Annotated in this window: 14 protein-coding genes; 8 read left to right on the top strand and 6 right to left on the bottom strand. The window is 66.5% G+C overall.

All coding sequences use genetic code 11. The annotated features are described in order from the left end of the window. On the top strand, positions 1-411 hold a 411-nt coding region (locus A5744_RS00965), incomplete at its 5' end, for an HNH endonuclease signature motif containing protein (RefSeq protein WP_139331186.1). 7 nt (positions 412-418) lie between these two features. Here A5744_RS00965 and A5744_RS00960 read toward each other — a convergent pair. Then, on the bottom strand, positions 419-1,243 hold the full coding sequence (locus A5744_RS00960) for an SOS response-associated peptidase (RefSeq protein ID WP_076057726.1): 825 nt from the start codon (positions 1,241-1,243) through the stop codon (positions 419-421). A gap of 44 nt (positions 1,244-1,287) precedes the next feature. Between A5744_RS00960 and aroA the strand changes: the two genes are divergently transcribed. Beyond that, positions 1,288-2,574: a 3-phosphoshikimate 1-carboxyvinyltransferase gene (gene aroA / locus A5744_RS00955; RefSeq protein WP_076057725.1), complete on the top strand. Its 1,287-nt coding sequence runs from the start codon at positions 1,288-1,290 to the stop codon at positions 2,572-2,574. Beyond that, positions 2,571-3,563, top strand: a complete 993-nt coding sequence (rsgA, locus tag A5744_RS00950) for a ribosome small subunit-dependent GTPase A (RefSeq protein ID WP_076057740.1) — start codon at positions 2,571-2,573, stop codon at positions 3,561-3,563. The genes aroA and rsgA overlap by 4 nt, the downstream gene beginning before the upstream one ends. Here rsgA and A5744_RS00945 read toward each other — a convergent pair. After that, complete coding sequence (locus tag A5744_RS00945) at positions 3,550-4,023, bottom strand: helix-turn-helix domain-containing protein (protein ID WP_076057741.1); 474 nt, start codon at positions 4,021-4,023, stop codon at positions 3,550-3,552. The two genes, rsgA and A5744_RS00945, sit on opposite strands and share 14 nt — an antisense overlap. Before the next feature lie 123 nt (positions 4,024-4,146). On the opposite strand from A5744_RS00945, the gene A5744_RS00940 reads away from it, so the two are divergent. Genes A5744_RS00940 through A5744_RS00925 form a run of 4 tightly spaced genes read left to right on the top strand, consistent with a single transcriptional unit; the run spans position 4,147 to position 7,877 of the window. Beyond that, positions 4,147-5,331 carry a thiolase family protein gene (locus A5744_RS00940; RefSeq protein WP_076057724.1) on the top strand — a complete coding sequence of 395 codons (1,185 nt, stop codon included), beginning with the start codon at positions 4,147-4,149 and terminating at the stop codon, positions 5,329-5,331. Continuing rightward, positions 5,328-6,422, top strand: a complete 1,095-nt coding sequence (locus tag A5744_RS00935) for an NmrA family NAD(P)-binding protein (RefSeq protein WP_076057723.1) — start codon at positions 5,328-5,330, stop codon at positions 6,420-6,422. Before A5744_RS00940 ends, A5744_RS00935 begins: the two co-directional genes overlap by 4 nt. Beyond that, entirely contained in the window at positions 6,422-7,384 is a 963-nt protein-coding gene (locus tag A5744_RS00930; RefSeq protein WP_076057722.1) for a nitrilase-related carbon-nitrogen hydrolase, read from the top strand. Before A5744_RS00935 ends, A5744_RS00930 begins: the two co-directional genes overlap by 1 nt. Then, positions 7,371-7,877: a DUF302 domain-containing protein gene (locus tag A5744_RS00925; RefSeq protein ID WP_076057721.1), complete on the top strand. Its 507-nt coding sequence runs from the start codon at positions 7,371-7,373 to the stop codon at positions 7,875-7,877. Before A5744_RS00930 ends, A5744_RS00925 begins: the two co-directional genes overlap by 14 nt. 9 nt (positions 7,878-7,886) lie before the next feature. Here the strand turns inward: A5744_RS00925 and A5744_RS00920 are convergent, their stop codons facing one another. Continuing rightward, positions 7,887-8,273 (bottom strand): hypothetical protein, encoded by a 387-nt coding sequence (locus tag A5744_RS00920; protein ID WP_076057720.1) that lies wholly within the window; start codon positions 8,271-8,273, stop codon positions 7,887-7,889. Between the two features lie 130 nt (positions 8,274-8,403). Here A5744_RS00920 and A5744_RS00915 point away from each other — a divergent pair, with 130 nt between their 5' ends. After that, positions 8,404-8,637, top strand: a complete 234-nt coding sequence (locus A5744_RS00915; protein WP_076057719.1) for a hypothetical protein — start codon at positions 8,404-8,406, stop codon at positions 8,635-8,637. 45 nt (positions 8,638-8,682) lie between these two features. Here A5744_RS00915 and A5744_RS00910 read toward each other — a convergent pair whose 3' ends face one another. The 3 genes from A5744_RS00910 to A5744_RS00900 form a co-directional block, all read right to left on the bottom strand. Continuing rightward, entirely contained in the window at positions 8,683-9,219 is a 537-nt protein-coding gene (locus A5744_RS00910; RefSeq protein WP_076057718.1) for a hypothetical protein, read from the bottom strand. A gap of 144 nt (positions 9,220-9,363) precedes the next feature. After that, entirely contained in the window at positions 9,364-10,671 is a 1,308-nt protein-coding gene (locus tag A5744_RS00905) for a fatty acid desaturase (RefSeq protein WP_076057739.1), read from the bottom strand. 120 nt (positions 10,672-10,791) lie between these two features. Next, a complete protein-coding gene (locus A5744_RS00900; RefSeq protein WP_076057717.1) occupies positions 10,792-11,955 on the bottom strand; it encodes a ferredoxin reductase in 1,164 nt (387 codons plus the stop codon). Between the last annotated feature and the right edge of the window lie 18 nt (positions 11,956-11,973).

The following is an 11,973-nucleotide window of genomic DNA, read 5'->3' as shown; positions in this document are numbered from 1 at the left end:
GCGCGGCACTACCTGGCCATCTTCGACAAGGGCAAGACCCTGGCGCTGTATCACACCAAACGCCTGGCCTCCCCCGCACAACGAATCGTGTTGTACGCCAAGGATCGTGGCTGCACCGCACCCGGCTGCACCGTGCCCGGCTACTACAGCGAAGTCCACCACGTGGTCGGCTACGCCACCTGTGGCTGCACCGACGTCAACAACCTCACCTTCGGCTGCCCCACCCAACACCACATCGTCCAACCCGAGGGTTGGAGCACCCGCAAGAACGCCAAGGGCGAAACCGAATGGATCCCGCCCCCACACCTCGAACGGGGCCAACCCCGAACCAACACCTACTGGCACCCCGAAAAACTCCTGCACAACGACGACGCCGCCGACGACCACGCCGCCGACGACGACGCGGCATAGCGCGCCGCTATAGCAGGATCGGCTGCCCAGTTTCCGGATCGGCCGGCGCGAGCAGCTCAGGACCGTTGTTCCGAACGTTGTTGACCAGTGTGGACACCTGACGCAGCTCGATGTCGCCGGCATCCGGCGGGCGGGTGAGGAATTCGGGGTCAAGGGCGGCATCGGGATCCAGCCAGGCGTCCCAGTCCGCTGGAGCAAGCATCAACGGCATCCGGTCGTGGATCTCGGCGAGCTCGCCCACGGCGTCGGTGGTGATGATCGTGCAACTCAGCAGCGGCGCAGCGTCTTTCGCGGGTTTCCACACCGACCACAGGCCCGCAGCGAACAGCGGCTCCCCGTCGCCGCGGTACATGTAGAACGGCGTCTTGCTCGACTTCTTTCCGCCCGCACCATCGGCGTTCACGCGCCACTCGTAATAGCCGTCCATCGGCACCAGGCAGCGCTTGCCCTTGGCCGAACCGCGAAACGCGGGCGAGGTTGTGACCTTGTCGGCCCGGGCGTTGATCAACAGCGGGCCCTTGTTCTCTGGTGCACCGTCGGGGCCGGCTTTGACCCATGGCGGGATCAACCCCCACCGCATGAGCCGGACGCGCCGGGTCGGTTCGTCGTCGGGCTCGCTGTGGCGGGTGACGACCGTGGCGATCGTTGAGGTGGGCGCCACGTTGTAGTTGGGCCTGCCAACATCGGACGTCTTTGCATCGGGCGTCTTAGCATCGGACGTCTTAGCATCGGGCGTCTTAGCATCGGACGCCGCGCCCGTGGCCTCGTCGATCGCCTTGATCTTCTCGGCCAGCTTGGCCGGATCCGTCGTAACCGCAAACCGTCCGCACATACCACCCATGGTGGCAGAACGCGGTCACAAGCGATGATGTACCAGTGACGACCTGGACGGCCCCCGAGGCGACGGCGCCGGTGCACGCGACCGTGACCGTTCCCGGCTCGAAGTCACAGACCAACCGGGCGCTGCTGCTCGCGGGGCTCGCGGCCGCACAGAACCAAGGCTCGTCGACCATCGGCGGGGCGCTGCGCAGCCGGGATACCGACCTGATGATCGGGGCGCTGCGGACCCTGGGTTTGTCCGTCGAGGGGGACGGTTCCGAACTGACCGTCGGCGGCCGCATCGCCCCGGGCCCGGGCGCCCGGGTGGACTGCGGCCTGGCGGGCACGGTCCTGCGGTTCGTTCCGCCGTTGGCGGCGCTGGCCGACTCGCCGGTGGATTTCGACGGCGACGAGCAAGCCCGGGTCCGGCCGATCACACCCCTGCTGGACGCGCTGAGAGGTCTCGGCGTCCGGATCGACGGGACCGGCCTGCCTTTCCGGGTGCAGGGCACCGGGTCGGTCGCCGGCGGCACCGTCGCGATCGACGCCTCGGCGTCGTCGCAGTTCGTGTCGGGCCTGCTGTTGTGCGCCGCGTCGTTCACCGACGGCCTGACAATCCAGCACACCGGTTCGGCACTGCCCTCGGCGCCGCACATCGCGATGACGGTGCAGATGCTGCGGCAGGCCGGCGTCGACGTCGACGACTCGGTCACGAACCGCTGGCGGGTGCGCGCGGGCGTAGTCGCGGCCCGACACTGGGACGTCGAACCCGACCTGACGAACGCCGTCGCGTTCCTGGCCGCCGCCGTGGTCAGCGGCGGAACGGTGCGCATCACCGGCTGGCCCGCCCACAGCGTGCAACCCGCCGACAACATCCTGGACGTCTTCGCGAAGCTGAATGCCGTTGTCACCCACACTGATTCATACCTGGAGGTGCGAGGCTCGTCGGGTTACGACGGGTTGGACGTCGACCTGCGCGCCGTGGGCGAGCTGACACCATCGGTGGCCGCGCTGGCGGCGCTGGCGAACCCGGGCTCGGTGTCACGCCTCTCCGGCATCGCCCATTTGCGCGGGCACGAGACGGATCGGCTCGCCGCGCTGAGCGCCGAGATCAACCGCCTGGGGGGCAACTGCGCCGAAACCCCCGACGGCCTGGTGATCACCGCGACGCCGCTGCGGGCCGGCACCTGGCGCGCCTACGCCGATCACCGCATGGCGATGGCCGGCGCGATCATCGGGTTGCGGGTCGCCGGAGTTCAGGTGGACGACATCGGCGCCACGACAAAGACATTGCCGGAGTTCCCGCGGCTGTGGGCGCGCATGCTCGAGGGTTCCAGCGGTTGAGGCCCGGCGACTACGACGAGTCCGACGTCAAAGTCCGGTCCGGCCGGGGATCGCGACCCCGGACCAAGACTCGTCCGCAGCATGCCGATGCAGAGGCCGCGATGGTGGTCAGTGTCGATCGCGGCCGCTGGGGATGTGTGCTGGGCGGCAGCCCCGAACGCCGGGTGACCGCCATGCGGGCCCGCGAGCTGGGTCGCACGCCGATCGTCGTCGGCGACGATGTCGATTTGGTCGGCGACCTGTCCGGCCGGCCGGACACCCTGGCCCGCATCGTGCGCCGCGGCGAGCGGCGAACGGTGTTGCGGCGCACCGCCGATGACACCGATCCCACCGAGCGAGTCGTGGTCGCCAACGCCGACCAACTGCTGATCGTGGTGGCCATGGCGGACCCGCCGCCACGCACCGGTCTGGTCGACCGGACGCTGATCGCCGCCTACGCCGGCGGGCTGGCACCGATTCTCTGCCTGACCAAGACCGACCTGGCCCCACCCGAGCCGTTCGAGCGGCAGTTCGTGGACCTGGACCTGACGGTGGTCGCCGCGGGCCGCGACGATCCCCTGCTCGCGGTCGCGGACCTGCTCGCCGGCAAGATCACGGTGCTGCTCGGGCATTCCGGGGTCGGCAAGTCGACGCTGGTGAATCGCCTTGTGCCCGAGGCGGATCGGGCCGTCGGCGAGGTCACCGATATCGGCAGGGGGCGACACACCTCGACGCAGTCCGTGGCTCTTCCATTGGGCGAGCCGCTGCAGGGCTCCGGCTGGGTGATCGACACGCCGGGGATCCGTTCCTTCGGGCTGGCGCATATTCAGCCGGACGACGTGCTGCTGGCGTTCTCGGATCTGGCGGAGGCGATTGCCGACTGCCCCCGCGGCTGTGGTCACCTGGGGCCGCCGGCCGATCCCGAATGCGCGCTGGACAGCCTGTCCGGGCCCGCCGTTCGCCGCGTCGCGGCGGCCCGACGGCTGCTTGCGGTGCTCAACCAGGCTTGACCAATCGCATGCCGAGCTCGTCGGGCGGCACCGGATGCCCTTCGGCGCAACGGATTTCCACGCTTGCCTCGGCACCGCAGCCCTGGTGAACCAGCCGCAGGCGGTTCCGTCCGGGCAGGTGGTGTCTCCCCCACTCGAACATCGCCCATACCACCGGCATGAAGTCGATGCCGGCCTCGGTGAGGACGTACTCGTCGCGGCCGCGTTGCCCTGGTTCGCGGTAGGGCCGCCGCGCCAGTAGCCCGAGGTCGACCAGTTCGGCCAGCCGCGCCGAGGTGGCCGCCTTGGTGATGCCGACCCGGCGCGCGAAGTCGTCGAACCGGGTGGTGCCGTAGTACGCCTCGCGCATGATGAGCATCGCCGACTTGGTGCCGAGCACCGCCATCGTCTTCTCGATGGAGCACTCTCCCACCGGCGACCATTTGTCGCGGTCGGCCAGCACCCCCTGCAGAAATGTCACGCAAATCACCTCTCGATCTGGGTTGCTTTTACTATACCCAGATGTTTACCTAGGTACAGCTAGCAATACCTAGCTTCTGGACTCGAGATTCTGGACTCAAGATTCTGTACTCAAGGAGGAGCCATGACCGGCTATCAAGGCCGCGACGCCGTCATCGTCGGCGCCGTCCGAACCCCCATCGGGAAGGGCAAGGCCAGCGGCGCGTTGCACGACGTACTGCCCGCGGACCTGCTGGCGCACAGCCTGCGCCAACTGGTGGCACGCACCGGCGTGGACCCGGTGCAGATCGACGACGTCATCGCGGGTGCGGTCACCCAGGTCGGCGACCAGGCCGTCAACATCGCCCGTAATGCCTTGCTGGGAGCCGGTTTCCCGGAGTCGGTCCCCGGTACCACGGTCGACCGGCAGTGCGGCAGCAGCCAGCAGGCCATCAGCTTCGCCGCCCAGGGCGTGCTCGCCGGCGCCTACGACATCGTGATCGCCGGCGGCGTGGAGTCGATGAGCCGGGTCGTGATGGGCAGCTCGGTACTGCCGGGCAGCAATCCGTTCGGCAACGACATGGCGGCGCGCTACCCCGACGGCCTGGTGCCGCAGGGCATCAGCGCCGAACTCATCGCGGCGAAGTGGGGCTTCTCGCGCACCCAGCTCGACGAATTCTCCGCGGCCAGCCATGAGAAGGCCGCCCGTGCCACCAAGGACGGACTCTTCGACAACGAGCTGATCCCGATCGCCGGGCTGGAGTACGACGAGATCATCCGGCCCGCCACCACCGTCGAGACGCTGGCCACGCTGCAGCCCGCGTTCTACAGCGAGGCGATGAAAGACCGCTTCCCGCAGATCAATTGGGAGATCACGCCCGGAAACTCGTCGCCGCTCTCCGACGGCAGCGCCGCGGTTCTGATCACCACCAGCGAGGTGGCCCGCAAGCTCGGCCTGCGCCCGCTGGCCCGGATCCACACCACCACCGTGGTGGGCTCGGATCCGCTGTACATGCTGACGGGCGTCATCCCCGCTACCGAGAAGGTGCTGCATCGCGCCGGGCTAACGCTGGCCGACATCGACCTGTTCGAGGTCAACGAGGCCTTTGCACCCGTCGTACTCGCATGGGCGGCCGACACCGGCGCGGATCTGGCGAAGACCAACGTCAACGGGGGCGCCATCGCGATCGGCCACCCGCTGGGCGCCAGCGGTGCCCGCATCATGACCACGCTGGTCAACGCGCTGGAGCAGCGCGGCGGTCGGTACGGCCTGCAGACGATGTGCGAGGGCGGCGGCATGGCCAACGCCACCATCATCGAGCGGCTGTGAGAGCGGAGGCCACCAACATGTCCAAGATCTTTGTCATAGGCGGCACCGGGGCCCAGGGCATCCCCATCGTTCGCGCCCTGGTCGCCGACAAGAAGTACTCCGTTCGAGTCCTCAGCCGTGATCCCGCCTCCCGGCGTGCCAAGGAACTTCTCGAACTCGGCAACGTCTCCATCCTGGAAGGCACCTTCGCCGACGAGGAGGTCCTGCGGGAAGGATTCCGCGGCGCCGACGGCGCATTCGTCAACATCGACGGGTTCAACACCGGCGAAAAGACCGAGATCTACTGGGCGATCCGCGCTTACGAGATCGCCATCGAAGAAGGCGTCAAGTTCTTCGTGTACGGCAACCTCGACTACGGGCTCAAGAAGTCGGGCTATGACTCGAGATTCCGCACCGGCCACTACGACGGCAAGGGCCGCGTGGGCGAGTGGATCTTGTTCCAGAACCAGGCGAATCGCTACCGGATGGGCGCGGCGGTCTTCACGACCGGCCCGTACATCGAAATGGTGATCTCGCCCGGGACACCCATGACACCCACCGTGGAGGACGGCGTCGTGACGTGGCGAGTCCCGCTCGGTGAGGGCGCCGTGCCGCACGTGTCACTCGAGGACTGCGGGTATTACGTCCGCTGGCTTTTCGACCATCGAGAGCGGGCGAACGGCATGGATCTCGAGGTAGCCATCGACCAGGTCCGCTATGCCGACCTCGCCGCGGCGTTCGAGAAGGTCACCGGGCATCCGGCACGATACATCGACACCGACCTGGACGAGTACTGGCGCACCGGTCCGATGAGCGCGGCCGCACAGGCGCCTGCCGGGTACAACGCCGACCCAAATGACAAGAGCACCATGAGCATTCGCGACAACTTCACAGGGTTCTGGAATCTGTGGAAGCACGAAGTCATTACGCGTGATTACGCCTTGCTCGACGAGATCCACCCGAATCGGATCAGTAGCGCCGAGGAGTGGTTGAGGCGAGAGGACCAGCGGGGACGAGAGCTGGGCAAGGGCGGCCTTTGGGATAGGGTTCAACCGGACAACCGGACTCCGATTCTCAAGATCGGCGAAGACAGGCGGACAGGAAAGCTGTAATGACCGTAATACGTGCCGCCGCAGTCCAACTCAGCCCAGTGCTGTACAGCCGGGAGGGCACCGTGGACCGGGTGGTTGCCAAGATCGAACAGCTCGCCCGCCAGGACGTGCAGTTCGCGACCTTCCCCGAGACGGTGGTCCCGTATTATCCGTACTTCTCCTTCGTCCAGCGTCCGTTCGAAATGCGTTCGGAACAACTGAAATTGATGAATCAGGCGGTGACGATACCGTCGCCGGCGGTCGCCGCGATCGGTGCGGCTGCGCGGGACGCCCACATGGTGGTGTCCATCGGGGTCAACGAGCGTGACGGCGGTTCGCTGTACAACACCCAGTTGCTGTTCGACGCCGACGGCACCCTGATTCAGCGCCGGCGCAAGACCACGCCGACCTACCACGAGCGGATGATCTGGGGACAGGGCGACGGCAGCGGGCTGCGCGCGGTCGACAGCGCGGTCGGTCGAATCGGGCAGTTGGCCTGTTGGGAGCACTACAACCCACTGGCGCGGTATGCCCTGATCGCGGACGGCGAGCAGATCCACTCTGGCATGTTTCCCGGATCGTTCGGCGGTGACCTGTTCGCGCAGCAGGCCGAGATCAGCGTGCGCAACCACGCGCTCGAGTCGGGCGCCTTCGTCGTCAACGCGACCGCATGGATCGATGACGATCAGCGAGCGCAGATCGTGGCCGACACGGGCGCGCCGGTCGGCCCGATTTCGGGTGGCTTCTTCACGGCGATCATCAGCCCCCAGGGTGAGTACCTGGGCGAGCCGCTGCGCTCCGGCGAGGGCGAGGTAGTGGCCGACCTCGACTTCTCGTTGATCAACACCCGCAAGATCCTGATGGACGCCAGCGGCCACTACAGCCGGCCCGAACTACTCAGTCTGATGGTCGACCGCACCCCGACGGCCCACGTGCACGAGCGCGTGGAACCACCGCAGGAGGCCGAGAATGACCCCCTCTGAAATTTCCTTCCAGGGCGTGCGCGCGCGCTACGAGAGCGCCAAGAGCTACGACGAACTGGTCACAGCGCTACTGGCCGATATCGGCGAAAAGCCAGTTTCGATCAATGATTTCGCGACGGCTGCGGACGACTGGCAGTCGTATCAACGGCTGGTCGAACCCCATGTCGGGCCAAGCGGATTCATGTTGTTCGGGCTGCTCGACCATGGCGCGTGGATCAAAAAGGCCGGCATCGAACGCAAGGTGTTACGTGTCATCCTCGGCAACCCGCTGATCGCGATCACGATGCTGCGCCACGACGTGACCGCAGGGTTGTTTGCCCCGGTCGAGGTGCTGCTCGTCGACGAGGGGGACGGCCACAGCAGTCTGACCTATGTCAAGCCGTCGTCACTGATGGCCTTGGACGCGGGCGCGGGGCCCAACCCCGAGTCACTCAGCGCCGCAAAGGATCTCGACGCCAAATTGGCCGCGCTTGCCGCCAAGGTGGCAGCCTGACGCCGATCCCTATGGCGTGCCTTCCCAGTGCCTAGCGAGCCGCGTGCCGGTGAACTTTTCAAGCATCAACCGCGAGAAGGACAGTAGCGCACTGCGCGGCCGGTGATTCACTACGACCTGCTGGGTCTGCCCCGCGGCGTTAAAGGTGACCCACACAACAACATTGGTGTGTACGCCGTTGATCTCAGTCGTGTAGTCCCCAACGAAGCCGTAGTCGCCAGCGAGACCGGCGAACCTGAACTCCTGGTTGTCATATACCTCGCGAGCGGTGACCACGATTGAGCGAACGTCCTCAGCGCCATGTGCGGTGCCATCCATAGCCGCGGCTTCCAAGATGACGTCATCGGCGAGGTTGTCCAGCCAGACCGGGTAGTAGGGCTTGCCCATATACGTCATGCCGCGCCTCCCTCGGAAACCGACACTCAGCCTGCCATAGCCTCAAGACTTCCCAGGAAGTTGTTCTCCGCGGTGGAAAACGGGTACTCCGCCTGCACGACGTAGCCGCAGGATGTAAAGGAGTCCAAAAGTGGCGAAAGATCATGGATCCAGCGTCAAGAACGACAAACAGTATGAGGGCCTGCGCAAGAAGGGGATGAGCAAGTCCCGGGCGGCCGCGATATCGAACTCGCCCGGCGCCTCCAGCAGGGGCGGCAAGAGCGCGGGCAGCAGCCAAAGCAGCCGCAGCAGCGGGAGCGGCAGCGGCGGTAACACGTCGCAGAAGAAGGCCGCCGGGCGCAAGGGCGGCAAGAAGTCGAGCTAGCTCCCGAATTGCCCAGATCCCGAATTACCAGCGCTGCAGCGGAACTCAGAGCCAGCCGGTGCGGGCGGCGGCAACCGGCTCGGCGGCGGCGGGTGCCAACGTTCCGTCCCGCACACCGTCGAGCATCCGTTTTACCGCGGCCACAATCTCCGGGGCCGCCGCGGCGATCCCCTGTCGATCGGCGTCGCTGACCTCGTCGCGATCGACGCCCGCGCGGGCCAGCACGGCGTCCGGGTCGGCCAGCTGATCGGCCAGCCAGGTCAACGGGTCGGCTGACAGCTCTGGAACGAAATGCCGGCGGCTCGGCTCCCATCCGTTGAAACGGGGATGGTGATGGGCCCGATCCAGCGTGCCCGGCGGGCTCTCGGCTGAGCCGAAAAGGTCCACCCGCCACACCGGACGGTTGAAGGCGATCGGGACGCCGGCGTAGATCGACCCCTGCGGCTCGGCCCGGTCGATGAGGCGGAGTTCCAGCCTGACTCCCCGCTCCGGTGTTTCCTGACCTTCAAGCGGAGTCGGATCGACGAAGAACATGTCGCCGACAACCACACCCAGACTTTCGAATCCGAACGCTGCGAGCATCGCGCACCTTCCCTCGTACCTTCCCGAGCGTAAACCCAGGACGTGCGTGGCGTGGTGCCGCCGTCGCGCCGAACGTGTTCTCAGGGCGAGAAATCGGCCAAAATTTCGCCATGAGTGCGCGCTCGGCGCAAGGGCCCGTAGAGACTAGGCCGCCAAGTCGTCGGAGTCGTCGGAGTTGCCGGCACCCATCCGGCGAGTGGCCTTCGCGGCCCGCTTGTCGCGCCGCCAGCTCCGCACGGCGGCGATCGCCGACTTCAGCCCGCGCCGCCGGCCGGTCGCCGGATCGGTGCCGGCGAAACCGGGCTCCAGCTCCGCGAACATGCGCTCGCTGCGGGTCTCCGGCGCGTCGTCGGCGTTGTCCACGAGGTACTTGTTCGGCAGCGACAGCTTAGCCAGCGTCCGCCACGTCTTGCCGTACTGCACCAGGAAAGAGCCTGTGGTGTAAGGCAAGTCGTATTTGTCGCAGACGGCGCGCACGCGCACCGAGATCTCGTGCAGCCGGTTGCTCGGCAGGTCGGGGTAAAGGTGATGCTCGATCTGGTGGCACAGGTTGCCGCTCATGAACCGCAGCACCGGCCCGGCTTCGAAGTTGGCGCTGCCCAGCATCTGGCGCAGGTACCACTGCCCCTTGGTTTCACCGATCATGTCGGTCTTGGTGAATTTCTCTGCCCCATCGGGAAAGTGGCCGCAGAAGATGACGGCGTTGGCCCACACGTTGCGGATGATGTTGGCAACCGCGTTGGCCGTCACTGTCGAACGGAAACTCGCGCCGGGCGACAGCGAGGTCAGCGCCGGGAACGCGACGTAGTCCTTGAACACCTGCCGACCGGCCTTGGCCATGAACTCGTCGATCCGCTGCCGGGCCTCCTCGTTGTCCATGCGCTTCTTGACGATCTTGCCGATCTCCACGTGCTGCAAGCCGACGCCCCACTCAAACAGCAACGCCAGCAACGTGTTCCACACCAGGTTGAGGAAGTTGAATTTCTTCCAGCGCTGGTCGCGGGTGACGCGCAGCATGCCGTAGCCGACGTCGTCGTCCATCCCGAGGATGTTGGTGTACTTGTGGTGCACGAAGTTGTGCGTGTAACGCCAGTGCTTGGAGGACCCGCTCATGTCCCACTCCCACGTCGAGGAGTGAATCTCCGGGTCGTTCATCCAGTCCCACTGGCCGTGCATGACGTTGTGGCCGATCTCCATGTTCTCGACGATCTTGGCCACACCCAAAGTGATGGTGCCCGCCCACCACGCCGAGCGCCGTGAACTGGCGGCCAGCAGCAGCCGGCCGGCTACCTCCAGCGCGCGTTGCGCTGCGATGGTGCGACGGATGTAGCGGGAGTCCCGCTCGCCGCGCGAGTCTTCAATGTCCTGGCGGATAGCGTCCAGCTCAACGGCCAGGCTTTCGATATCGGCGTCGGTGAGATGTGCGAATACGTCGACGTCTGTGATCGCGATTGTCTCCACCTCCATGCGCTCATCGTGTTGTGAGTTGTGTTGTCAGTTGTGTTGTCAGTTGTGTGGTCCGTACCTACGCTATCGTAACCTACGATTCCGTAAGTTACCTGTGAGTAGCCTTTAGATGTCGATCACGCAATCGCCCGATGCGGCGGAAATACACGTCTGAACTCGGGTCCCGGGGTCGTGTTCCTTGCCGGTGCGCAGGTCGCGGACGTGACCTTCCACCAGGCTAACCACACACGACTGGCAGATGCCCATGCGGCAACCGAAGGGCATCTGCACACCGGCGCCCTCCCCTGCGTCCATCAGCGATGTCGCGGCATCGGCGGCGACGGCGCGGCCGCTTCGGGCGAATGTCACCGTTCCGCCGGCTCCGGCGGGCGCGGCCTTGGACACCGCGAATCGCTCCAGGTGCAACCGGTCGTCGATGCCCGCCGCCGACCAGACCCGCTCGGCCTGGGTCAGCAGGCCCTCCGGCCCGCAGGCCCAGGTGTGGCGTTGCCGCCAGTCCGGCACCTCGCGGTCGAGCGAACCGAGGTCGAGCCGGCCCTGGGTGCGGGTCTCGCGCACCCGCAAGCGATACCCCGGCTGGTCGGCCGCCAGTGCGTTCAACTCCGCACCGAACATCATGTCGGACTCGGTGGGCACCGAATGCAGGTGTGCGATGTCGGTGATTTGGTCGCGGCGCGCCAGCGTGCGCAGCATCGACATGACCGGCGTGATCCCCGACCCCGCGGTGAGGAACAGGATCGACGCCGGCGCGGGGTCGGGCAGCACGAAATTGCCCTGTGGCGCCGCCAGTCGGACGATGGTGCCCGGTTCCACGCCGGCCACCAGGTGGCTGGACAGGAAGCCCTCGGGCATCGCCTTGACGGTGATGGTCACCGTGCGTGCCGGTCCCGATCTGACAGCGGACCGGGAAGTATCGGCCGGGCTCGACGTCAACGAATACGACCGCCAGCGCCAGCGCCCGTCCACCAGCAGGCCGATGCCCATGTACTGGCCCGGTTGGTAGTCGAAGCTGAAGCCCCAGCCGGGCTTGATGACCAGCGTCGCGGAGTCTTCGGTCTCGCGGCGGACATCGAGGATCCGGCCCCGCAGTTCCCGCGCCGACCACAGCGGATTCGCCAAGTGCAGGTAGTCGTCGGGCAGCAGCGGCGTCGTGATGCGCGCGGCTAGCTTGCGAAGCGCGTGCCAGCCGGGATGCCGCTCGGCCCCGACGACACTGGGACGTTTGGTCTCCACGACATTGGCGGCGATCGATGCATGTTGCTTACTCATTGGTAGCACCCCGTCACA

Origin of the sequence: Mycobacterium sp. IS-1264, from assembly GCF_001954195.1 — a bacterium.
Classification (GTDB): domain Bacteria; phylum Actinomycetota; class Actinomycetes; order Mycobacteriales; family Mycobacteriaceae; genus Mycobacterium.
Note: the sequence above shows the minus strand (reverse complement) of the source record. Positions and strands in the feature narration are given on the sequence as shown.

Excerpts from the sequence above, each read along its gene's own strand:
- A5744_RS00960 (WP_076057726.1), bottom strand. The coding sequence starts at position 1,243 with ATGTGCGGACGGTTTGCGGTTACGACGGATCCGGCCAAGCTGGCCGAG.
- A5744_RS00940 (WP_076057724.1), top strand. The coding sequence starts at position 4,147 with ATGACCGGCTATCAAGGCCGCGACGCCGTCATCGTCGGCGCCGTCCGA.
- A5744_RS00930 (WP_076057722.1), top strand. The coding sequence starts at position 6,422 with ATGACCGTAATACGTGCCGCCGCAGTCCAACTCAGCCCAGTGCTGTAC.
- A5744_RS00925 (WP_076057721.1), top strand. The coding sequence starts at position 7,371 with ATGACCCCCTCTGAAATTTCCTTCCAGGGCGTGCGCGCGCGCTACGAG.
- A5744_RS00920 (WP_076057720.1), bottom strand. The coding sequence starts at position 8,273 with ATGACGTATATGGGCAAGCCCTACTACCCGGTCTGGCTGGACAACCTC.
- A5744_RS00910 (WP_076057718.1), bottom strand. The coding sequence starts at position 9,219 with ATGCTCGCAGCGTTCGGATTCGAAAGTCTGGGTGTGGTTGTCGGCGAC.
- A5744_RS00900 (WP_076057717.1), bottom strand. The coding sequence starts at position 11,955 with ATGAGTAAGCAACATGCATCGATCGCCGCCAATGTCGTGGAGACCAAA.